The organism is Alteromonas gilva (assembly GCF_028595265.1).
Classification (GTDB): domain Bacteria; phylum Pseudomonadota; class Gammaproteobacteria; order Enterobacterales; family Alteromonadaceae; genus Alteromonas; species Alteromonas gilva.
Genome location: NZ_JAQQXP010000001.1, coordinates 2,712,878 through 2,735,535 on the forward strand (window position 1 = coordinate 2,712,878; position 22,658 = coordinate 2,735,535).

Annotated in this window: 22 protein-coding genes and 1 tRNA gene; 13 read left to right on the forward strand and 10 right to left on the reverse strand. The window is 48.7% G+C overall.

Annotated elements, in window-relative coordinates:
• The first annotated feature begins 1 nt into the window (after nt 1).
• Nucleotides 2–1,117, forward strand: a complete 1,116-nt coding sequence (locus OIK42_RS12010) for an ankyrin repeat domain-containing protein (protein ID WP_273640819.1) — start codon at nt 2–4, stop codon at nt 1,115–1,117.
• Nucleotides 1,118–1,504: 387 nt separating this feature from the next.
• Nucleotides 1,505–2,698: a mannonate dehydratase gene (uxuA, locus tag OIK42_RS12015; protein ID WP_273640821.1), complete on the forward strand. Its 1,194-nt coding sequence runs from the start codon at nt 1,505–1,507 to the stop codon at nt 2,696–2,698.
• Nucleotides 2,699–3,007: 309 nt separating this feature from the next.
• On the opposite strand, the gene OIK42_RS12020 is transcribed toward uxuA, so the two are convergent.
• Together OIK42_RS12020 and OIK42_RS12025 are read right to left on the reverse strand one after the other, a co-directional pair.
• Nucleotides 3,008–3,084 (reverse strand) — tRNA-Val (locus OIK42_RS12020).
• A gap of 129 nt (nt 3,085–3,213) precedes the next feature.
• Nucleotides 3,214–4,290 (reverse strand): patatin-like phospholipase family protein, encoded by a 1,077-nt coding sequence (locus OIK42_RS12025; protein WP_273640823.1) that lies wholly within the window; start codon nt 4,288–4,290, stop codon nt 3,214–3,216.
• A gap of 411 nt (nt 4,291–4,701) precedes the next feature.
• Between OIK42_RS12025 and OIK42_RS12030 the strand changes: the two genes are divergently transcribed.
• On the forward strand, nt 4,702–5,154 hold the full coding sequence (locus OIK42_RS12030; RefSeq protein WP_273640824.1) for a PTS glucose transporter subunit IIA: 453 nt from the start codon (nt 4,702–4,704) through the stop codon (nt 5,152–5,154).
• Between the two features lie 51 nt (nt 5,155–5,205).
• Here the strand turns inward: OIK42_RS12030 and OIK42_RS12035 are convergent, their stop codons facing one another.
• Nucleotides 5,206–5,640 carry an OsmC family protein gene (locus OIK42_RS12035; RefSeq protein ID WP_273640826.1) on the reverse strand — a complete coding sequence of 145 codons (435 nt, stop codon included), beginning with the start codon at nt 5,638–5,640 and terminating at the stop codon, nt 5,206–5,208.
• A 336-nt stretch (nt 5,641–5,976) separates the two neighbouring features.
• On the opposite strand from OIK42_RS12035, the gene OIK42_RS12040 reads away from it, so the two are divergent.
• From OIK42_RS12040 to OIK42_RS12055, 4 genes are read left to right on the forward strand one after another with little or no spacing between them, the layout of a single operon-like run.
• Entirely contained in the window at nt 5,977–6,327 is a 351-nt protein-coding gene (locus OIK42_RS12040; protein WP_273640828.1) for an ArsC family reductase, read from the forward strand.
• On the forward strand, nt 6,324–7,451 hold the full coding sequence (gene dapE, locus OIK42_RS12045) for a succinyl-diaminopimelate desuccinylase (protein ID WP_273640830.1): 1,128 nt from the start codon (nt 6,324–6,326) through the stop codon (nt 7,449–7,451). The genes OIK42_RS12040 and dapE overlap by 4 nt, the downstream gene beginning before the upstream one ends.
• Nucleotides 7,448–8,131 carry a M15 family metallopeptidase gene (locus OIK42_RS12050; RefSeq protein WP_273640832.1) on the forward strand — a complete coding sequence of 228 codons (684 nt, stop codon included), beginning with the start codon at nt 7,448–7,450 and terminating at the stop codon, nt 8,129–8,131. Before dapE ends, OIK42_RS12050 begins: the two co-directional genes overlap by 4 nt.
• On the forward strand, nt 8,128–8,385 hold the full coding sequence (locus OIK42_RS12055; protein WP_273640834.1) for a DUF2897 family protein: 258 nt from the start codon (nt 8,128–8,130) through the stop codon (nt 8,383–8,385). The genes OIK42_RS12050 and OIK42_RS12055 overlap by 4 nt, the downstream gene beginning before the upstream one ends.
• Before the next feature lie 15 nt (nt 8,386–8,400).
• Here the strand turns inward: OIK42_RS12055 and OIK42_RS12060 are convergent, their stop codons facing one another.
• From OIK42_RS12060 to OIK42_RS12075, 4 genes are all read right to left on the reverse strand, one after another.
• Complete coding sequence (locus tag OIK42_RS12060; RefSeq protein WP_273640835.1) at nt 8,401–8,721, reverse strand: heavy metal-binding domain-containing protein; 321 nt, start codon at nt 8,719–8,721, stop codon at nt 8,401–8,403.
• Nucleotides 8,718–9,131 carry an HIT domain-containing protein gene (locus OIK42_RS12065; RefSeq protein WP_273640837.1) on the reverse strand — a complete coding sequence of 138 codons (414 nt, stop codon included), beginning with the start codon at nt 9,129–9,131 and terminating at the stop codon, nt 8,718–8,720. Before OIK42_RS12065 ends, OIK42_RS12060 begins: the two co-directional genes overlap by 4 nt.
• Entirely contained in the window at nt 9,124–10,152 is a 1,029-nt protein-coding gene (gene astE / locus OIK42_RS12070; protein ID WP_273640839.1) for a succinylglutamate desuccinylase, read from the reverse strand. The genes OIK42_RS12065 and astE overlap by 8 nt, the downstream gene beginning before the upstream one ends.
• A 160-nt stretch (nt 10,153–10,312) precedes the next feature.
• A complete protein-coding gene (locus OIK42_RS12075) occupies nt 10,313–11,623 on the reverse strand; it encodes a putative bifunctional diguanylate cyclase/phosphodiesterase (RefSeq protein ID WP_273640841.1) in 1,311 nt (436 codons plus the stop codon).
• 27 nt (nt 11,624–11,650) lie between these two features.
• Between OIK42_RS12075 and OIK42_RS12080 the strand changes: the two genes are divergently transcribed.
• A complete protein-coding gene (locus OIK42_RS12080; RefSeq protein WP_273640842.1) occupies nt 11,651–11,872 on the forward strand; it encodes a hypothetical protein in 222 nt (73 codons plus the stop codon).
• A 1-nt stretch (nt 11,873) separates the two neighbouring features.
• On the opposite strand, the gene OIK42_RS12085 is transcribed toward OIK42_RS12080, so the two are convergent.
• The 3 genes from OIK42_RS12085 to OIK42_RS12095 all read right to left on the reverse strand — a co-directional run bounded on the left by OIK42_RS12085 (nt 11,874) and on the right by OIK42_RS12095 (nt 16,903).
• Nucleotides 11,874–14,354 carry a glycogen/starch/alpha-glucan phosphorylase gene (locus OIK42_RS12085; RefSeq protein WP_273640844.1) on the reverse strand — a complete coding sequence of 827 codons (2,481 nt, stop codon included), beginning with the start codon at nt 14,352–14,354 and terminating at the stop codon, nt 11,874–11,876.
• Nucleotides 14,355–14,576: 222 nt separating this feature from the next.
• Nucleotides 14,577–16,229 carry a phosphoglucomutase (alpha-D-glucose-1,6-bisphosphate-dependent) gene (gene pgm, locus OIK42_RS12090; protein WP_273640846.1) on the reverse strand — a complete coding sequence of 551 codons (1,653 nt, stop codon included), beginning with the start codon at nt 16,227–16,229 and terminating at the stop codon, nt 14,577–14,579.
• Nucleotides 16,230–16,267: 38 nt separating this feature from the next.
• Entirely contained in the window at nt 16,268–16,903 is a 636-nt protein-coding gene (locus OIK42_RS12095) for a SeqA protein (RefSeq protein WP_273640848.1), read from the reverse strand.
• A 289-nt stretch (nt 16,904–17,192) separates the two neighbouring features.
• Between OIK42_RS12095 and OIK42_RS12100 the strand changes: the two genes are divergently transcribed.
• From OIK42_RS12100 to OIK42_RS12120, 5 genes are all read left to right on the forward strand, one after another.
• On the forward strand, nt 17,193–18,119 hold the full coding sequence (locus OIK42_RS12100; protein WP_273640849.1) for an AAA family ATPase: 927 nt from the start codon (nt 17,193–17,195) through the stop codon (nt 18,117–18,119).
• Nucleotides 18,120–18,130: 11 nt separating this feature from the next.
• Nucleotides 18,131–19,108: a DUF58 domain-containing protein gene (locus OIK42_RS12105; protein WP_273640850.1), complete on the forward strand. Its 978-nt coding sequence runs from the start codon at nt 18,131–18,133 to the stop codon at nt 19,106–19,108.
• Nucleotides 19,095–21,137, forward strand: a complete 2,043-nt coding sequence (locus OIK42_RS12110; protein WP_273640852.1) for a transglutaminase TgpA family protein — start codon at nt 19,095–19,097, stop codon at nt 21,135–21,137. The genes OIK42_RS12105 and OIK42_RS12110 overlap by 14 nt, the downstream gene beginning before the upstream one ends.
• 548 nt (nt 21,138–21,685) lie before the next feature.
• Nucleotides 21,686–22,351, forward strand: coding sequence for a DUF2975 domain-containing protein (locus OIK42_RS12115; protein ID WP_273640854.1), 666 nt, complete (start codon nt 21,686–21,688; stop codon nt 22,349–22,351).
• A 2-nt stretch (nt 22,352–22,353) separates the two neighbouring features.
• Entirely contained in the window at nt 22,354–22,566 is a 213-nt protein-coding gene (locus OIK42_RS12120; protein ID WP_273640856.1) for a helix-turn-helix domain-containing protein, read from the forward strand.
• Nucleotides 22,567–22,658 lie beyond the last annotated feature (92 nt).

The window sequence follows — 22,658 nt, forward strand, 5'->3', positions numbered from 1 at the left end:
TATGAGCAGAACAATACAACGGGTGTTCAAAGCAGCAAACAACAAAAGATACCTCGCATCAGCCATACTGACTGTCATGGTGCTCAATGGCGTGGCCTGTACCAGTGAGTCGCCGCCGGTGTCGGTAGCACCTGAATTAACCAGCCTCAGGCACGATGAGTTAGTGTTACAAACGAAACACGCTATGTTAAATTTAGACGTTGCCCTGGTTGATAAGTTAAGCAGCATGATTGATGTAAACCGGCCGCTGCCGGATCGCTCGACCTTGCTTGCCTGGGCCATTGAAACCCAGACCCCGGACTTGGTTAATCTATTACTGAACAAAGGCGCAGCGGTGCATATTGCCAACAGCAACCGCTTTAGCCCGATGATCCAGGCGTGCCGATACGGTAACCCGGCCATTATTAACGCGTTGCTCGATCGCGGGGGCGATCCCAATCGCGCCATTGAGGATGGCACCAGCGCTTTGCACCTGTGTGCTGGCTCAGCGCCGGTTGATATTCTGGCCCGAATGGTACGGGATGGCGCCAATATCAATAACGCAAACAGTGCAGGGCAAACTCCGTTAATGTGGGCTGCGAATGCTGGTAGGGTAGATAACTTACACTACCTGGTTGATGCCGGCGCCGACATTAATCAGCAAACCAATCAAGGCTACAGCCCGCTGTTTTTTGCGATAAAAAGCCAACAACTGGATGTCGTTAAAGCGGCAATATCACGCGGTGCCGATGTACTTGCAACGGCAAAAGACGGCACAACCGCCACCCAACTGGCTGTCTATACCCACAACTATGACTTTTTAACCTGGTATGCACGGGAACTCAAAAGCCTGCTCGCCCCTGACGCCATTGCCACTATCCTGAGTGACTTTGACCGCGAGGGATACCAGCTACTGCACGCTGCCGTTCGGGCCAACCAGGCTGAACTGGTGTCGGCATTGCTGGCATTAGGCGCTGACCCCAGACAAGTAAGCGAAGCTTCAACCCTGACATGGCGCTATGAGGCGAACTTTAAAACCCAAAGCTATGTCCCGCCGCGGCTGACGCCCATCGAAATAGCCGAACAAAATGACTTGCCGACGATTGTCTCGCTGCTGCGTGAACAGGCAAAGAGTTGAGCGCACTACTAGCGCTCAAACACTTAGGTATTCGCGGCATCACAGGTATTAGCCCCCCCCCAGTCTTAAACGGGGGGCTTAAAGCGCACCGGACTTTTGTTAGCCGGCATTGCACAACGTGAACACAGCCCTTCGCCAATAACCAAATCATTGTTCATACGCTGGTTAAAGTAAGCAAACAATCAAATAAATTAATTTACAGCAGAACATAGCACTATACACTGAGCCCGATAATAGTGATTGCAACCAACCATTACCAGCATGCGACGTCCTTGGCAGATCTTTACCGTCGGTTCAATGCGAAAAGATCTGGCTGCAACATTGTTGGTCAAAAGTATCGCAGGCATACGTGTGCTTTATCAGTAAGTATTTTAAAAGGTAGATCTCGTGATAGAAACGTGGAGATGGTTCGGACCAGACGACGCTATAACCCTGAAGAAAATCAAACAGGCCGGCGCAACCGGGATTGTGACATCATTGCATGAAGTGGCAACCGGCGATGTGTGGCACAAAGAAGATATCATAGCGCGTAAGCAGTTGATTGAATCAGAAGGGCTAACGTGGGAGGTTATCGAGAGTATACCTGTGCACAACGATATAAAAACCCGCACCGGTAACTACCAGCAGCTCATCGAAAACTACAAAACATCGGTAAAAAACGCCGCTGAATGCGGTGTGTATACTATCTGTTATAACTTTATGCCGGTGGTTGACTGGACCCGCACCAATTTAATGTATCAACTGCCCAACCAAAGCCACGCATTGCGTTTTGAAATGACCGACTTTGCGGCCTACGACATTTTTATTCTGCAGCGCGATGGCGCCCGTGAGTCTTACTCTCCTGAAGTGGTAAAAAAGGCCGAAAACAAATTTGCCGGGTTATCTGACGCAGCCCGTTTAGAGCTTGAAAAGAATATTATTGCCGGATTACCCGGCGGCGAAGGCTCATATACCCGCGACACAATTCGCGGGGCCATCGAACAATTTATTGCTCTGGGCACCGAGGGTTTCAGAGAAAACTTACGCAAGTTTTTACAGGCAGTGATCCCGGTTGCAGAGTCAGTCGGCGCCAGAATGTGTATACACCCTGACGATCCACCGTTTTCGTTATTTGGCTTACCGCGGGTTGTATCAACTGCCGAAGATGCCCGCAAAGTGCTGGATGCCTGTCCCAGTGTAGCCAATGGCCTCACCATGTGCGCCGGCAGTTTTGGTGCCCGGGGTGACAACGATTTGGTCGCCATGGTAAAAGAATTTGCCGAGCGCGTGTATTTTGTGCACCTGCGCAATGTGACCAGAGAGGCTGACGGCTCTTTTTACGAAGCCGACCACCTCGGCGGTGACAACGATATGGTAGGCATTGTACAGGCACTGTTGAGCGAAGAAGCACGGCGCACGTCAAAGGGCGAAACGTCAATACTTGGTAATATTCCCATGCGCCCGGACCACGGACATTTACTCGAAGATGAACTCAATCAGCCCGGCGTAAAACCTGGTTATGGCTATATGGGCCGAATGAAGGGCCTGGCAGAATTACGCGGGGTTATTCATGCAGTGAGTTCATTTATGCGTGCAAGTTAGCACTGTTTAACATCGACACTTCTAAGCGTTAGCAGTATTAACAGTGCCTGAAGCCAGTCATCGCTGTTACAGGATGATGACTAGCGCATCCCGGCACCGAGCGGTTGAGTCGGTCATAGCGTGGCTATGGGATCTACGCCATGCGCCGCTGCACCGCATGGCGCTGCGCTGGAATAGCAAGTAAATCATAAACATTGCAACGCGCGGCACTAAACAGACGGCAATTCATCGGGAACGAGTTAAAAAACCACAAAGTATCAGGGTTTTGTCAGGTTGGAATTGATTCGATAGAAAGACTGTATATATAGATGGTGCGTCTACCCTGACTCGAACAGGGGACCTCTACCATGTCAAGGTAGCGCTCTAACCAACTGAGCTATAGACGCATATTGTGCATCGGTGGTCACCGAATGGCGCGTATAATAGCGATGCCACGGGCGCTGTGCAAGTATAAATTTCGCTATTTGTTTTTAATTGCTTGTTGTTTAATCAGCCGCACTCCTACCCCCGCTCTGCTAAGACGCTTTGCATAAAAAGGGTAATGGTTGAATAACCTCTGCAATGCTGCCTCTACGGACAATATCAATAAAACACTCTCCCAGTCGGTTCGACTCGCTGATTACCCTTTGCCAGTATTTAATCCGGGTGGAAGCATCCATGGTTTCAAAGTCTTTGCGATCCGGAATTTTGCCATAAGGTAAGGATGCAACAAACTCATCTGAGGGCACCAGCATCACCACATTATCAAAACTGGCTGCATGAGGTATTCGGCGTTTGAGTCGTTTATCAAACCAGCCGGGAATAGCCTGGGGATAAAAGTGCGGATACAGAACCAAGCCGTTATCCGGCCCAAAGGATAAATCAAAATGGTAATCGATAATGCCGCCATCGCGGTACATGCCGGCAGGTGCTGCCACCATGCGCTCAACGCCGGTAAGCACCAACGGAATAGAACCTGATGCCAGTAGTGCATCCTTAACGTTGTTGTAACCCAGCGCTATAAATTCGGTGGGTAGCCGGTATGGGTCGGTGATAGACAGGCAACTATCAGGCGCTGAAAACACGCTGCGGGTGTAGAGTTTTTGCAATAAACGCCGATCCATCGCATTCGCAGCAGCACTCAGGCCAAGCCCCGCTAATTGCCGGTACTTACCATAGTGCCGCATCAGCCCATGACAACGCGCCGCAATAACGTGTAACTTCACCCGCTTATTGGTTAACACATCCATTACCCCTTCCTGGCCCATAACGTTGTCAATGAGATCGCGGGCCTTTTCAGTGATTTCTTCGGCACTCGGTTTAGCAGAATAGACTGTTTGGGAATAGGTATCCGCCAGGCGGTTTATTGCTGCCGCAGGATCCTGCTGCACAAAACAGGCAGCCCTGAAGGCGCCGGCAGAGGAGCCAATCACATTCAGCGGTTTGGTTGAGGTAGCAAAAAATTCGGGAAACAGTACGCGATCGATACCCGCCAGCACAAACCATTTGGGTCCGCCTGATGCGCCCAGTATGTGTGAAAACAAACCGGGACTTAAGCCCTCTTGCTCAATCCGTCGCATTGCCGACGGCCCGGCATAAATATCTAGCGGCATTCCCAAAATGTGTAAACCTGTTAAATTATTCGTTTTATTTTGGTATTAATCCTATCCTAACAGTCAGTAGAGGTAAATAATCCTGTAGTACAGGTTAAGTGATTCACTAACGATGCAAATTTCTTTTTAAAAAGTCTGGATTGTTACTATGATTTATGCACACCCACCCACTGCGCACATTATATACAGTTTTAAAAAGCTATATTTTTCAGTATATTACTAACTACACCATAACTACTCAACAAAGTTATCCACAGATATAGTGGATAACCCACAGGCGAAAAATTTACGCTGTGCGCAACGTGTTGTTAACTGATAAAGTAACCCCGGATAATCAATAAACAAGCAACTATGCCTGCCATTTTAAAGAGTAAAATTACTACCCATCCTCCTTCCGATTCAAAGGCGGTTATGCGTCTCATCGCACCGGCAACGGGTGACATTACGCCCCTTCATACCTTAACGCATCCATTGTGTTGTAACGGCTTACTCGGTGATGGTGTTGCCATAATAATGAACAGGGGAGACGTACTTGCGCCCCTCGATTGCGTAGTAGAAAAAGTTGATGTGGCAAAGGCACAGTTGAGACTGGTTAGCACCAAAGGCCTTAAAATACTGCTCCAGCTTGGTGAGCCCGGCGCCATTGTGCTGGGAGAGAGACTTCGGTTTAATGTTAAAGTGGGTCAGCGATGCCAGGCGGGAACGATTGTCGCCCATTGCGATCCGCTGTGGATAAAACTGAATGGCGGCGTTCCGGCGTGCATTATTACCTTGCTGAACACCGGCAAACTGAGCGCCCTGCAGATTATACCGGGCAGCTCAGTCAGAGCGGGTGAAGCAGGGTTTCTTACGCTCTTCGCCTAGCGGCTGGTGCGTAACAAACCTAGTTTGCTGACTTTACCAGCTAAGGGTGTTTTAGCCTTTGTTCAAAGTATGTGTCAGCGTAATCGGTGCATTGATGACTTTGGATATCGGACAGTTTTCCTTGGCATCGTTGGCAATGGCAACAAAATCATCCGGGTCGATATTATCGACAATCGCATCGAGCACTAAATCTGATTTAGTAATCTTAAAGCCATCGCCGTCTTTATCCAGCGTAACATGCGCCTCAACTGATAATTCGCCATGCTCGTAACCGGCTTCGGCCAGGCCAAACGATAAAGCCATAGCAAAACAACTGGCGTGTGAACTCCCTAACAGTTCTTCTGGATTGGTACCGGCCTTGTCTTCGAATCGAGTATTAAAACCATACGGCTGATTGGCCAGCGCGCCGCTCTGCGTGCTTACTTTGCCCTGCCCTTTTTTGCCTAGTGGTTTGTAGTGAGCTGATGCTGTTTTTACAATGCTCATTGATTCCTCCGCGTTAACAGTAAATGCTAATACCAATGTCAGCGCCATCTGACGCCTTTCCACACTGGACTGAAAGCTAACTTAAACATTGTCTAAGAAAACTTGTAACATACTTACCTGTGCACAGGTCATGCCGGTTCGCAAAAGCGCGCTAAAGCCCTTGCCACATATGAACTCACAATGGTCTACCACAATTAAATAGATAAAAAAACTGCACCGGACTGTGTCATAATTACTGCAACTGATAAAAATTTTCATAGTAAGCGCGCATCATTTACAAGCGCTATTAAGGCAAGCTAGACTTGCCGCAAATTAAGTACAATATAAGGCGGCTGCATGACTGTAGTGATGTACGGTATTGCCAACTGCGATACCATTAAAAAAGCAAAAAACTGGCTAACGGAGCATGACATAGATTTTACCTTTCATGATTACCGTAAACAGGGCGTCCCCGCGGATGTATTGTCTCAGGCCATCGCCAACCTTGGCTGGGAAAACCTGGTTAATAAACGCGGCACGACGTACCGCAAACTAACCGATAGCCAAAAGGAATCTTTGTCGGCCGCCACGGCACTGGCGTTACTGCAAGAGCATCCGGCGATGATTAAACGCCCGTTACTGGCCGTTAAGGACGACTTTCATCTGGGTTTTAATACGGTGCAGTATGCAGAGGTATTTGACCTATGACCGACGTACTGGCGCTTGCCAAAGAACTGATTAATCGTCGTTCTGTGACGCCCGAAGACGCGGGGTGTCAGGATTTTATGAAAGACTGGCTGGCGGCCAGCGGCTTTAACAACGAAACCCTGGTTTTTGAAGATACCACCAACCTGTGGTCGCGGCGCGGCACACAAGGGCCGGTTTTTTGTTTTGCCGGGCATACCGATGTGGTGCCATCAGGGCCAGAAGACGCCTGGCAAACACCGCCCTTTGTGGCCACCGAAAAAGACGGCAACTTACACGGCCGTGGTGCAGCGGATATGAAAGGCAGTCTGGCCGCCATGATGGCCGCTACCCGTCAGTTTGTCGCCGACTACCCCGACCATCATGGCAGTATTGCGTATTTAATTACCAGCGACGAAGAAGGCCCGTTTATTAACGGTACTACCCGGGTCATTGATACATTAGAAGCGCGTAACGAAAAAATCACCTGGTGCGTGGTGGGCGAACCCTCCAGTACCGAGGTAGTGGGAGATGTGGTCAAAAACGGGCGACGCGGCTCCCTTACCGGCGATCTGGTGGTGAAGGGTATTCAGGGCCATGTTGCCTATCCTCATTTAGCCCGCAACCCGGTGCATCAGGCAGCCCCTGCTCTGGATGAGCTTGCCAGCGCTCACTGGGATAACGGCAACGAGTTTTTTCCGCCCACCAGCTTTCAGATCTCCAATATTCACGGCGGCACGGGTGCCGGTAACGTGATCCCTGGCGAGCTTCATGTGTGTTTTAATTTTCGCTTTTCGACTGAGGTCACCGATCAGCAACTGATAGCGAAAGTAGAAGATATTCTTACCCGGCATAATCTTGAATACACCATCAAGTGGACCTTTAATGGTCAGCCCTTCTTAACCGACAGTGGCGATTTACTCACTGCTACACAAAAAGCCATTTACACTGAAATGGACTTTGAAACCTGCTTGTCCACCGCCGGCGGCACATCGGACGGCCGCTTTATTGCCCCAACCGGTGCGCAAGTGGTTGAACTTGGTCCGGTCAATGCAACCATCCACAAAATTGATGAACATGTACGTATTAACGACCTTTATCATTTAGAGCGCATTTATTATCGCCTGCTGGAGAACCTGCTGACATGAATCTACGCTCAGCCTGGCTTGGCAATGATGAATCGGCACTGGTCAACATAAACCAGACACACCGACTGCTGCCGGCAGTTGCCGACGCATTCAGCGCCATGCAGCAGGCCGCGTTGGAAATGGGTCAGGATATCCAGATCGCCAGCAGCTATCGCAGCTTTGAGCGTCAGTTATCTATTTGGAACCGCAAATGGCACGGTGAGCTGCCGCTTTATGATCATGACGGAAACACGCTTGATACCGCCGCATTGAGTGATACCGACAAAGTCTATGCAATCCTCATCTGGTCGGCACTTCCGGGGGGCAGCCGTCATCACTGGGGCACCGATCTGGATGTCTACGATCGCGCCTCGGTACAAGCCTGTGGTGGCCGGTTCGACATGGTCGATAGTGAGTATCGTCAGGGTGGCCCCTGCTATGCTCTGGCCCAATGGATGGCACAGCACCTTGAAGCGTTTGGTTTTTACCGTCCGTTTCTCACCGACAAAGGCGGCGTAGCCACCGAACTCTGGCACCTGTCACATGCCAGCAGTGCCGAACCCTTCGAAGCTGTTCGCAGTCAACAGGCGCTCCATGCTCATTTGCGCAATGCGCCAATAGAGGGAAAAGCGACTATACTGCGCTTACTGGATGAACTTTATCCGCGTTTTGTGTTAAATGAGGGGGTTGTCGAACAATGAGTACATGGGCGGTTATCGGCATTATAGCCATTGTGCTGGGCGTTATTGTTAGTAACATTATGCTGTTAAAATACAGTGCCAAATTTAAAATGCCCAAAACCTACACGCCACCCAGTGCGTCGCGTTCTGAGGCTGAGCCGGAGGTTGAGGTTAAGCCTGAGGCGGAAAATGACGATGAAAACTCCCCCCGCTCAACCACAGCAGCAAAAACAAACGTGGAACACGGCAGTGACGCAAAGCCCGATAAGCGTTGAGTCACGCCGGGTCAGTTACTCAACGGTGACCGCTGTGCCGCTAATGCTGACCATTAGCATGCTGTTCTTGTCGCCCAGGATCTCATAATCCAAATCGATCCCTACCACGGCATTCGCACCCATGCCCAGCGCTTCCTGCTCTAATTCGCGAAACGCAATTTGCCGTGCTTTGGTTAACTCATCTTCGTATGAGCCAGAACGACCGCCAACAATGTCCCGAATAGAGGCAAATAAGTCTTTAAACAAATTGGCGCCCATAATTGCTTCGCCAATAACAATTCCGTGATAGGCACTAATCGATTTGCCTTCGATGGTTGGGGTGGTGGTTAAAATCATAACGTTTCCTCAAAAATTACCCGTTGTAGTTGCGCCAGTTGGTGCTGGCTTGTCTCTTTAGCATACCGTACTGGTGGCAGTTTACCCCACACAGGCGCAGGCCACGCTGCATCGTCATGAAAGCGCACCACGTGATGAATATGCAGTTGCGACACCACATTTCCCAGCGCCGCGATATTCATTTTTTGGCCTTTGTATAATGCCATCATAACGCTTGCCACATGACGACTCTCACGACAGTATTGCTGATAGTCTGCGTCATCCAGATCAGTCAGCTCTACTGCTTGGGATCTGCGTGGTACTAAAATGAGCCAGGGATACTGGCTGTCATTCATCAACAATACCCGACAAAGGGGTAAATCACCAACATGCAGCGTGTCTGCCGCTAATACAGGGTCAAGCTCAAACATCCAATGTCTCCAGAGTGGTTGGTACAACCGTCAGCAAGGCCCGCTGTCCCAGCGCGACTTTCGCGTTGGGAAAGACGATAGCTTCGCCATCCTGCTGCGCAACATATTCTGCGCCGGGCTCAGACGCCAGTAGCGTTCCTTGCTTAAAATCGGTAAAGTTGGGGGCATCGTCGCTAAAATGCAACGCAAAATCTTTATGCTGGCGGTTAATCACCTGATTTACTTTGTATACTAACAGTTCACTCATAGTTGCTGCAGGCGCATAATCAGTTTCACTGACCAGTGCGGTTAACGACGCTCTGGCCGCCGCAAAGCTGCGCATATCGTTCTCGCCAAACGGCCTGACCTTGCCCAGCTCAACGGTAAAGCCCCGCGCCTTAAACTGAGCCGAAGAGAAATAACTGAACGTGGTGGTCGGTGCCGAAGACAATAAAAAAGTGTCCACGCCACACGCCGCCAAAAAGCCAAACTGTTTGGCGCTTGGCAGGCGGCCATCGCCCAAATACGGCATGACCACAAATTTGTCATTTTTAGAGTCACGGATCGCGGTGTGTAAATCGTAATGGAGCCGCTCTTCGCCCCCCACCGCCTTAGCAAAAAACTGTGCCACGGTGTCTTCGAGTAATTTAGCGCGCTGACGTTCAGGTGACGAGCCGTTTTGATGAGCACCACTAAATAAACGGTTCATATTTTCTTCAATAAACCGCTCGCCTGCGTTCATTGCAGGTAAATTACCGAATATCATTAATATCTTGTGCTGTACGATAATTGTTCCCTCGACAATCGCATCGAGCATATCTGAGCAGATCTCAATAGGCGCAGTTTCATTACCATGAACACCGCAAGACAACACAATGAACTTGCCAGCCTGAGAGGCAGGTGTGACCTCCACAATACCCGGTGCAAGAATATCAATGGTGGTGTGATTGGGTAATGTTAGGCTTGCCTGATTGGCGAATGTTTCCGGCTGGAAACGTGATAAATGCAGAAACTGGCCGTTTGCCAGAAAAGATGAATCCATAGGTAATACATTACTGGTTCTGGATGGTAGGCACAGTTTACCCTGTTAACCGCGTGCCGAAAAGGCACTTACCAAACTGTTATCTAACCAGCGTAAAAAGACAATGACTGTGGCTTGTATACACACAAACTAACCGGCTAAGCAGGCGATATGTAGCCCGCTATGCAATTTTTTGTCTGGCAGGCGAACCGCCCACAATGATATCGCTTTGGGCTAATTGTATAAACTGGCGGTAAGGAATCGCTTTGGAAAACAAAAACCCCTGCCCTGTAGCAATGCCGATCTCGCGTAAAATATGCAGTTGCTCAATGGTTTCAATACCTTCGGCAATCACTTCACAGTGCTTGGCTGTACCAATTAACCTGGCTGCTTCAATGATCGCACGATTCACCGGATTGTCGGTTAATTCCATGACAAAGGTCTTGTCAATTTTCAACGCATCAATAGTGAGATCGCGAATGTAAGCAAGGTTTGAGTAGCCTTTACCAAAATCGTCGACGGAAATTTTGAGTCCCATCGCATGTAATTCAGCGAGTTGTTTTTTAACCATCAAAGAATTCGACAACGCCACATCTTCGGTCAGCTCCAACTCAATTCGGGACAACTCAATATTATACTGATGACTCAGCAACTGCAGGTTGGCCACTAATTGGGTATCATAAAGTTGGGTGGGAGAGATATTCACTGACAGAGCAAGATTGAGCCCTTCCATGTCAAAGCCCACTAACGCTCTGAATGCTGATTCCAGCGTCCAGTAGCCCAACTCATTCATCATGTTGTAGGACTCTGCAGCTTCGATGAGCGCTCCGGGAAAGAGCAAGCCATCGGTAGGATGGTTCCAGCGCAGCAAACATTCGGCGCCAATGACCTTCAATGAGTGCAAGTCTACCTTAGGTTGATAATACAGCTCGAGTTCATCGCGCACCAGCGCCCGGCGCAGATCCGCTTTAAGAGCCAGACTTCTGCCGGTTGCGGCACAGTCGTGCATGGTTAACTGAGAGTAATTCTGGTATTTGCTTTCTTTGGCTTGTTTGAGCGCAGCTTCGGCGCGTGAAACAAACAAGGTGAGATCAAATTGCCCCGTGGATAAACTCACAACACCAACATTAAAGTCAGCAATAAAGGCATGACCATCGTAATAAAGCGGCGACTTAAAATGCTCAACGATGTATTCGAACTGCTGTTGCAGAAGTACCTGCGAATGCACACCTGGCAGCACCACACCGAACACGTCACCACTAATGCGGCCAAATTCCATGTCATGCTTAAAAAGCTGTTGCAAGCGATTAGCAATCTCTAATAAAAACTGATCGCCAACTTCAATGCCAAAACTGGTTGTTACATCTGAAAAACGCACCACGTCAATCAGCATTAACGACAGCTGTTGATGCTGAGCGCCACAACTGGCTACCTTATCGATAAATGCGTACCGATTTGGAATTGTCGCCATCGAAAGGTGAGACTGCTGCATGACTTCATATACCTTAATAGGCCAGTAATGACACATAAATTACTCTGGCAGTATAAGACCATCGACGCTGTAAGTATGCAAGAAGATTGCTGTATCCTGCCCCATACCACCGTATTTTTTGGTGCTATAAAGAAGCTTTTTGTAGCAGCGAAATTGCACAACAACGCATCAAATAGCAAAAAAGCTGCGACACGCGCAGCTTTTTATAATGATGACGTAGCGTTTGACTCGTCGTCAGTTACTGCCTGAATTACTCTTTTACTACCGGGCACGCATTGAGCTTCCAAATCCGCTCGACATAATCTTTTATCGATCGATCTGAAGTAAACTTACCCATTTTAGCGGTGTTAATAATTGCCATTCTGGCCCAACGCTCTTTGTCTCTGTAGGCTTTATCAACCGCTTCCTGCGCTTCTGAGTAGGCTTCGTAGTCGGCCAATACCAGATATTGATCACCATGGTCCAACAAGCTTTGTTTGATGGATGCCAGGGCACCTGGTTTACCCGGCGTAAAGTAGTCGGTTTCAAGCCAGTCAAGCACGGCCTTAATTTCGGCGTTCTTGTAGTAGTAGTCATAAGGTTTATAACCTGATGCCTTGAGCGCTTTCACTTCATCGACGGTCAGACCGAAGATAAAGATATTCTCATCACCCACTTCTTCAGCAATCTCGATATTAGCGCCATCCAGAGTGCCAATGGTAACCGCACCATTTAAGGCAAGTTTCATATTACCGGTTCCCGATGCTTCTTTGCCGGCGGTACTGATTTGCTCAGACACATCGGCGGCAGGGATCATTTTTTCTGCCAGTGATACACGGTAATTGGGTAAAAATGCAACTTTAAGTTTCTGATTGACCCGCGCGTCATTGTTAATTTTATCGGCCACTTTATTGATGGCAAAAATGATATCTTTTGCCAGCTTGTAACCCGGCGCGGCTTTGGCACCAAAAATAAACACCCGCGGATGCATATCATAATCGGGGTTTTCGAGCAGGCGACGATACAATGCCATAATATATAGCAGCGCTAAATGCTGACGCTTGTATTCGTGAAGCCGTTTGATCTGAACATCAAAAATAGCATCGGTATCCACGTCAATACCCAGCGATTGTTTGATCTCTTCGGCCAGCACTTTTTTGTTTTGCAGCTTGACCTGCATAAACTGTTTTTGAAACGTTTTATTGGACGCGTATTTTTCGATACCCGCAAGCTTTTTAAGGTCGAGAGGCCAGTCATCGCCGACTTTACTATCGATCAGTTTCGATAGCGCCGGGTTACAGGTTTTTAACCAGCGTCTCGGCGTGATGCCATTGGTAACATTGGTGAGCTTGCCCGGCCACAGCTGGTCAAATTCCGGAAACAGATTCTCTTTCACCAGACGCGAATGTAGCTCAGCAACGCCGTTTACGGCATAAGAGCCGACCACCGACAAATGCCCCATGCGTACCATTTTTTCCGGGCCTTCTTCAATAATCGAAAGCCTGGCTTTTACGCTGTTATCACCCGGCCACTTTTTGTCGACCTCTTTCATAAAGCGATGGTTGATTTCGTAAATGATTTCCAAGTGTCGCGGCAGAATTTTTTCCAGCATTCTAGCCGGCCATCTTTCCAGCGCTTCAGGCAGTAATGTGTGGTTAGTGTAGGCAAACACTTTGGTACAGATCGCCCAGGCTTTATCCCAGTCAAGCTCAGCACGGTCCACCAAAATACGCATTAATTCGGGAATGGCAATGGCCGGATGGGTGTCATTAAGCTGAATAACCACTTGATCAACAAAACGGCTCCAGTCGTCGCCATGAGCGCGCTTGTAGCGACGAATAATGTCTTTGAGGGAACAGGCACAAAAGAAATATTGCTGGATTAAGCGAAGCTCTTTACCCGCTTCGGTTTCATCATTCGGGTACAGTACTTTCGAGATGGTTTCAGCTTGTACGTTCTCGACCTGCGCATCGACATAGCCGCCCGCGTTGAATACATCCCAGTTAAAGTAACCTGACGCTTTACTTTGCCATAAACGCAGAACGTTAACGGTTTTACCGCCATAACCCACTACCGGAATATCCCAGGGTATGCCTTTCACGATGTGGCCCGGATGCCATTCTTTTTGAATACGGCCATTCTCACCGTACTTGGTTTCGACATATCCATACAATGAAACTTCCTGAATCGACTCAGGACGGCAAATTTCCCATGGGTTGCCGTAGTCACGCCAACTGTCCGGCCGTTCTATTTGCGCACCGGCCTGAATTTCCTGACGGAATAAACCGTGCTCATAGTGAATACCGTAACCAATGGCCGGTAACTCCATTGTCGCCAGTGAATCAATAAAACAAGCAGCTAAGCGCCCTAGCCCGCCGTTACCCAACGCCATATCAGGCTCTTCTTCCAACACATCGCTAAGACTAATGCCAAGCTCATTCAGCGCAGCGTTAGCTACGTCGAATAAACCAAAGTTTTGCAGGTTATTCGACAACAAGCGCCCCATCAAAAATTCGGCCGAGAAATAGTGCACCGCGCGCGTATCGTTTAAATAGTGGGTTTTCTGGGTCTTGCGTAAGCCCTCTAACACTTGCTCTTGCATCGCCGCGCAAGTGGCTTTCCACCACGCGTGGTTGTTGGCTTTGTTTTCGTCAGTACCCAGCGTGCAGTGAAGGTGCTTAACTACCGCTGCTTTAAACTCGCTTTTGTTGATGGTCACACCGCGATCAACGTTGGTTTTCTTCGCGCTCATGTGTTGGTCTCACTATTGATAGGTTGAAAATAATAATAGCTGTAAATCACAGCAGTATCTGTAATTAAATTACAACTCAATAGTTAGAATATAACAGGGTTAACCAGATGTTTTTGTAAAATCTTTGTTAAAATAACAAAAAATCGACCCTTCGATTAATCACAAGGTCGATTTTTTACACAAAATTTACAAACATGAACAGAAATTGAAATTACTGAAGGCTTATTTAATGATTTTTGCCACTAATTGTTCAGCCTCTTTAATTAAAGCCTGTAAGTGACTTTCACCGTTAAAGCTTTCAGCATAAATTTTGTAGATTTGTTCAGTACCAGAAGGACGGGCTGCAAACCAACCATTGTCCGTTGACACTTTAACACCACCAATGGCGGCATTATTGCCTGGTGCATGGGTTTGCACATTGGTAATGGTTTCACCAGCCAGCGATTCACTGGTGACCACACTGGCGTCCATTGCCGACAATTTGGCTTTTTCTTCCAGCGATGCTGCTACGTCGACGCGCTGATAACACGGCGAACCAAACTGATTAGTCAGTTCGGCGTAATGCTGGCCCGGATCCTTGCCGGTCACGGCCAGTATTTCGGCCGCTAACAAACACATAATGAAGCCGTCTTTGTCAGTGGCCCAGGTCTCGCCATTACGTTGCAGAAAAATACCACCGGCACTTTCTTCACCGGCAAAACCAAGTGACCCGTCTGACAGACCATCAACAAACCACTTAAAGCCCACCGGCATTTCAGCCAGTTCCCGGCCCATATTAGTCACCACCCGGTCTATCATCGAGCTGGATACCAGGGTTTTACCCACTTTTAAACTGGCTGGCCATTCGGGGCGATTTTGATACAAATAATTGATCGCTACCGCCAGATAATGATTAGGGTTCATCAGGCCACTGCTCGGACAAACAATACCGTGGCGGTCAAAGTCCGGATCGTTGCCCCATGCCAGATCAAACTTATCTTTCAGCTCAATCAGCCCCGCCATGGCATAGGCAGAGGAACAGTCCATTCGGAGCTTGCCGTCTTTGTCACGACGCATAAAACCAAATTGCGGATCAACCTGGGGGTTCACGACGGTGATGTTTAAACCGTAGTGCTCGGCAATGTGCGCCCAATAGCCAATACCGGCCCCGCCCAGCGGGTCAGTACCCAGTTTAAGGCCAGCCTTAGCAATGGCCTGCATATCTACCACCTCGGCAAGGTCTTCGATATACGGCACCATAAAGTCGTCTTCGCGCACATACTCCGAAGCCATGGCGGCTTTAAGATCGATACGTTTAACTGCTTTATTTCCCTGAGCAATAAAATGGTTGGCTCGCTCCTGAATAATTTTTGTGACATCACCATCCGCCGGACCACCGTGGGGTGGATTGTATTTAAAACCGCCATCTGATGGTGGGTTATGTGACGGTGTAATCACAACGCCGTCTGCCAGTCCCTCAGTGCGGCCACGGTTGTAACGAATAATCGTGCGCGAAATAACCGGCGTTGGCGTGTACCCCATTGACGCATTATCGGCGCGCTGAATCACTACCTGTACATTATTGGCGCTGAGCACTTCAATGGCGGTAATCATGGCGGGTTCTGACAACGCGTGGGTATCTTTACCAATATATAAAGGGCCAGTAATGTCTTGTTCGGCGCGATACTCAGCCAACGCCTGACAAATTGCCGCAATGTGCATATCGTTAAAGGTGGTTTGTTGCGCAGTCCCGCGGTGGCCTGAAGTGCCAAAACTGACTGCCTGAGCAGCATCGGAGGGATCGGGTTGATAACTAAAATACTGACTTACCAGTTGGGCAACATTGATCAATTGATCCGGTGCAGCGGCCTTTCCAGCTTCCGGGTGTAACGCCATGAAAATATCCTTTTGTCCGTCGTTTTTAAACCTTTTAACTAAGATTCAAAGTTCTCAGTTACCGTATTCACTACCTTATCGCTATATCCAAGGATCTGCAAAACCTGCGACAACATGGCGAGTTTCTTGGCCGTATTGTTGTTGGTTACCACCCAGTAGCCACTGTCAGGAATGGCTTTCGGATTAGTACTGCTACCGGTATTAAGCAATGCCTCTTTACTGCTGGCAAAGTATTTGCGGTTTTTGCCTATGATGGTTTCAACCTGGCTGAAGTCCGTGGGATGTTGCAAATACACTTGTTGCAATATATATAAAAACTGATCAACACGCTTATCAAACTTTGCCAGCGCTGTTTTACTTATATTATTGAGTAACAGCTCTTCATCGGCCTTCGATGCCGGCGCACCGTGCGTTGCCGCAGCGGGGGGGTTACTCACCGCCGGTGCTAAAGCCTTGGCTGCTTTAGTGGGTTTACTGACCGTTTCTGTCGGGGCAACATTAACCGTTTCAGCGACAGTTTGCGCCTTCACTGTGGCAGCAGACACGACGGTAGTAATCACGCCCGGTTCATCAATGAGTAAACGATGTAAAATCTCACTGGCACTTTCGCCAATATGTTTAGTTTGGCTCGCGATGTAAGCATATAGCTCATCATCTATCTCAATTGTTTTCATACAGCTTCCTTTTTTGCCCGGTAGTATAATAAACCCGAGCCAGTAACGCAGCTCTTTAAATGGTCAACCATGGAATTTTTGCAGCAGTTTACAGCCGGCTAGTGTGCACTATTAAGCCACCGCGGGTGTTTGCTGGCCCAAGGGCCTGAATGTGCACAACACAGATCATCAGCCCCTTTTCACCTATACTTAAGTATCAGACTGATTACCTTAACCAAAGGTAAATCAGTTAGAGTAAACATTGAAACCCTATGCGCACGTTTGTGGCAACCTCTTTCCGGACAATATCATGCAACCAGATCTCACACAGGCACTCGACTATCTGGACAGCCAGATAATTGGCAAACAGCATCAAATTAAACTGGCTGTTACCTGTTTGCTTGCCAATGGGCATTTACTCATTGAAGATTTACCAGGCATGGGAAAAACCACGCTGTCACATGCTCTGGCAACCGTGTTTGGCCTGCAGTTTTCACGCATTCAGTTTACCTCAGATCTGCTCCCGGCAGATATGCTTGGCGTGAATATTTATAATACCGCAAAAACCCAGTTCGATTTCCACAAAGGTCCGATCTTTAGTCAGGTTGTATTGGCCGACGAAATTAACCGGGCCAGCCCTAAAACGCAAAGTGCGCTGCTCGAAGCCATGGAAGAAAACCAGGTAACGGTAGACGGCAGCACTCATCCACTGCCGACACCATTTTTTGTTATCGCCACACAAAACCCCAGTTATCAGACGGGTACCTACCCGCTTCCTGAATCACAGCTCGACCGTTTTTTAATGCGCATCAGCCTTGGCTACCCGGATTTGGATGCGGAAAAACGAATGTTAAAAGAGTCCATCAGTTCGAGTGCGCCTGCCACCAGCAAAGGTGCGGCGGCGCTTAGCACCGGGCAACTTCAGGATATTCAAAGACTGGCCAGTCAGGTTCATGTAAGCGAGCCCATTCTCGACTACCTGCTCAAATTAGTTAATCAGAGTCGTGACAATAGTGAATTCCCCTACCCGCTTTCGCCCAGAGCCAGTAAATCGCTCATGCGGGCAGCCCAGGCCTGGGCGTTGTTGCACAACCGCGACTTCGTATTGCCCGAAGACATTCAGGCTATTTTTACCTCGGTAGCAGAACACCGTTTGCGTGGCAGTCAAACTGACTATCGGGATGATGGGTTACTGAGCCAACGTTTGCTGGATATTACCGATCCACTAGCGGCCTGATGATGACGTTTATGCGTGGCACTTTTAACAAGCTCCAGCATCGCTGGCTACAAAAGCGCATCCCCGCGCAACCCCGCTTCGAATTGGGCCTTAATAATGTGTTTGTATTTCCAAGTCGGCTGGGGTTCGGATTTTTGCTCACCTGTGCCGGGATTTTTATTTTAGGCACGAATTATCAAAACAATCTGATGATTCTGCTTTGTCAGTTTTTACTCGCTATTTTTTTACTGCATTTATTTGTCACCTATCGCAACTTTGCCTCTCTTTCCATATCGCTAAAGCGCACCCAGCCGGTATTTGTGAACGAACATGCATTGCTGACACTGCAATTGGATACCCGCCGCGGCGCCGCGAATTTTTACGGTGGCCTTCATGTCGGCCTGATGGGCACCAGTCTTGCGACCCTTAATCGCCGTGCCGACATAGACAAAACAGTAAAATTATTGCTCCCGGCGCCGCGCCGCGGCGTATTTCGCTTACCGCGCCTGACTATCGCCTCAACTTACCCACTTGGCTTGTTTCGCTGCTGGACGCATCTGGATTTTAATCAAACGATGACAGTCTACCCCCATCCCGTCGCTTCAATACCGCAGTTAGCCTCCATGAGTGGTCAGGATGGCGATGCCCCCAGTGATGTCACCGGAATTGATGAATTTGACTCGCTGCGTGCGTTTAAACCCGGCGATCCGATGAATCGGGTTGCCTGGAAACAGGCCGCCAAAGGCGGCGAATTGAGCACCAAAAACTTTACCCAAACCCAGCTAAAAAGCGGCTGGCTCAGTCTCGATAATTATCCCGGCGAGCCGTTGGAAAAAGCCTTAAGTTTGCTGGCGTTTCAGGTGAATAAATTATCGTCCAGCCAGCATGAATTTGGCCTTAAACTGAGTAGTGTCAGCGTAGAGCCAGCCTCCGGTGAAGCTCACAAACACCGCTGCCTGCAGTGTTTAGCCAGTTATCAGCAGCCAGAGCAAGCATATGCAGCCGATTGATAAACCCATCAAGAATCAGCTGGCCAGCGCACTCATTGCGGCGGTGTTTTGCATTCTGAGCATCAGTTTGTACGAGCCTTTGTTGTTCTGGGTATTACTGATTGCATTGTGCGCGACGGGTATACGTTTGATCATGTTTGTCGGCTGGTACCAGCCGGTACCATCGGTACGTACGGTTAACTTACTGGCAATATTGAGTTGTGTTTGTCTGGCGTGGTTCAGCTTTCAGGTTGGGCTGCTTATCACCATGGTAAACCTGCTGATATTAGCCGGTGCGCTAAAACTCATCATACTCAATCGTGCGCGGGATTTGTTTCACTTATTCTGTACCTGCTTATTTATTGTGGGCGTGGGTTTTACGTTTCATCAGTCGGTGGTAATGACCCTCTTCTACAGCCTGCTGACGCTGGCCTTGTTAGTGGCTCTGGGCCGCTATTTTGCGCCATCTCAGGCGCTATCCTGGCATACTAAACGCCTGCTGATAATGAGTTTACAAGCATTGCCGGTTACCCTGATACTGTTTGTGATTGTGCCGAAGTTACCGCCACTATGGAAAATGCCTGTCGCCCAAAGCAACGAAACCGGTCTCAGTGACGCCGTGTCGCCGGGCGATATTGCCAGACTCACCCGCTCTGCAGATCTGGCCTTCAGAGCCACCTTTGAAGGGCCGATGCCAGCCCCTGCAGAGCGCTACTGGCGGGCCATTACGCTGGAGGCTTTTGATGGCAAAGAGTGGACTGTCAGCCCGCTACGAAAGCAAGTTCGCCAACAGTACCGGTATTTAAATTCTGAATTTTCGCCGACCGTCAGTGGCAGTTGGTGGCAATACGAAGTTATTGCCGAGCCCACCAATAATCATTGGTTGTTTGGTATTGCGGTTGCCGTGCCTGCCGACCACAGCAGCGCCGAAACCATTCGTCAAACGGCCGATTATCAATTAGTCAGCGAAACACCACTCACTTCTAAACGCGCCTACCGGTTGCGCTCCTACCCTGATACGGTAAAAAATCAGAGCTTGTTTAGTCTTGATCAGCGCATCAATCTGCAGCTACCGGCAAACGCCGACATTAACCCGAAAACACAGCGCTGGGCAGCGCAAATCGTGGCTGATAATGCGACCCCACAAGCGCAAATCAATGCAGTGATGAATTATTTTGTTGAGCAGCAATTTAGTTACACACTCACCCCACCTCCAATGCCAACCAATACGGTCGACGACTTTTTATTTAATCACCGTGAAGGTTTTTGTGCTCACTACGCCAGCGCCATGGCTTATACGCTGCGGTTAATGGGGATCCCAAGCCGAATGGTAGCGGGTTATCATGGCGGTGAAACCCTGCAACCATCCGTGCTTAGTGTTTATCAGTATGACGCGCATGCCTGGGTAGAAGCCTGGTTTGACGAGCGTGGCTGGGTACGTTTCGATCCGACCGCAATGGCCGCGCCGCAACGTATTGAACTGGGTTTGCAGCAAGCCGTCGATGAAGCAGCATTTTTAGCCAACAACCAACTGGCCAGGCTACAGCAATTTCCTTTGTTTTCAGAGCTGCGTACGGTATTTAGTTTAATCGACTACCAGTGGAGTCGTTGGGTATTGGGCTTTAACGCCGAACGTCAACAAAACTTACTGGAACTGCTGCTAGGTAAAGTCACTACTGAACGTCTGATGTGGCTGATGCTGGGCATTTGCCTGCTTATCGCACTGTTGCTGGCACTTTACTTTGTGCCACACTGGCAGCGTCAGCGCCCACCGGCAAACCGTATCTGGTATCAGCGTGCCGCAGACAAAGCTGAACAACTCACCGGATTAGCGCGCCAGAATCTTGGTCCGCAAGCCTACGCAGATAGAGTCAGTAACGCTCTGGAACCACAAGCCGCCACACAGTTTAATGCGCTCAGTGAAGCGTTCATTGTCCGCCAGTATCGCCCCCATTCTGCCACCAGGTTTTCAGACAGGGCATTTAAAAAGTTGTGCAGGCAGTTTGTTAAGCACGGACGCGCCAAGCCAACTCTTTCGTCGAAGCCTTAAAGTTACAGCTCAACACATCGCAGAACACAGAAAATCGGCGCGCTAAATTTGCCTCAAAAAACTAGCTTAGCTGTTTTGGATAGCTGTTTTGGATAGCTGTTCTGGACAGTCACCTGGATGCTTTTAGCTGCCTGTGATTCTTTGCGGAGTTTGATTCATTGCGGGGCATTTTCCGGCAGCGTTTTTACTTCATTTTTAAAAGTCTTCGTGTCGCTCGCTTATTGGTCTTTTCAGCTTCGCATTTGGGTTTGTTCTCAGTGACCTGCATGTCATCGCTCGCTACCAGCGTATTGAGTTTTACAGAAAACTGATCATCTCGCGCTATCACAATGTTGCGGTAAAAAGAGACCGGGCGTTGTCCTCGCACCTCAATATTCTCTGTGTATTTAGCCCCCCGCTGGATTAAATGCCACGGAATATCTCATTGCCACCCCTCAAAAAATAACGAAAAACAATAATATTTTATTGTTTATCAATAATTTTTTATTGCAAAAAAGAAAACACACGCTAAAGTAAAAGCTCACTCACATACTCAGGGAATAGACAACATGACCACCATTGAACACGCCAGCGGAAACTCCGGCGCTCAGTTACCACCGCCGAAATACACCTTAGGTTTGAAAATATGCTTTGATCTACTGTATTACTTCAGCGTTTTCTCGATGATTGTTGGTGTAGGGGTGTTTCTCGTTGTGGGGTGGAATATACCCGCCGAGATAAGCGAACGACATACCGATGTTAATTATTTGTTTAATGCCAAAATGCTACCCAGTGGGGTAACGGACCCGTCAGTCAGTGAAGTGATGCTGGTTCACGGCATGGTAAAGCTCAATAACACCACAGGTTATGCGGCCTGGTTTATTGCTTATATTGACGTTTTTATTAATGGTATTTTTACGCTGTTAGGGCTGTATAATTTACGCAAGTTGTTTGCCAACCTTTCATTGCATCGCGCCTTTGAAGCGTCCAGCGTGATGTATATTAAACGGCTCGGCATCATCGTATTGAGTTACAGCCTGCTGACGCCAGTCATGACTTATCTTTGTGGCATGGCGATTCTGGCGGACATCGGAACCTTTCACGAACAACTGCAACTGTATCCCTATTTTTCATTTCCGCTTGAAGGGGTGTTAGTGGGAGCGGCATTAATCGTTCTCGCCAGTTTAGTGAAGGATGCGTCAATGATGAAGCAAGAACAGGAGCTGACCATATAATTATGTCTAAAACGATTAAAATCAATCTGGATATGATTATGCTGCAGCGCAAGATGTCACTGACTGAGCTATCAGACAAAGTCGGGATCACGATGGCCAATTTGTCGACGCTCAAAACCGGCAAAGCCAAGGCCATTCGCTTTTCGACCCTGCTGGCACTGTGTGACGCACTCGACTGCGAACCCGGCGATATTATTCAGCGCGAGGACACATAACCCCGGGGTGATACAGAGAGAATTTGTCAGCCGCTATCTTGTTTACCCGAAATAGCGGCAGTTCGTCTGTGCTGATTTGACTTTGCTGGCTA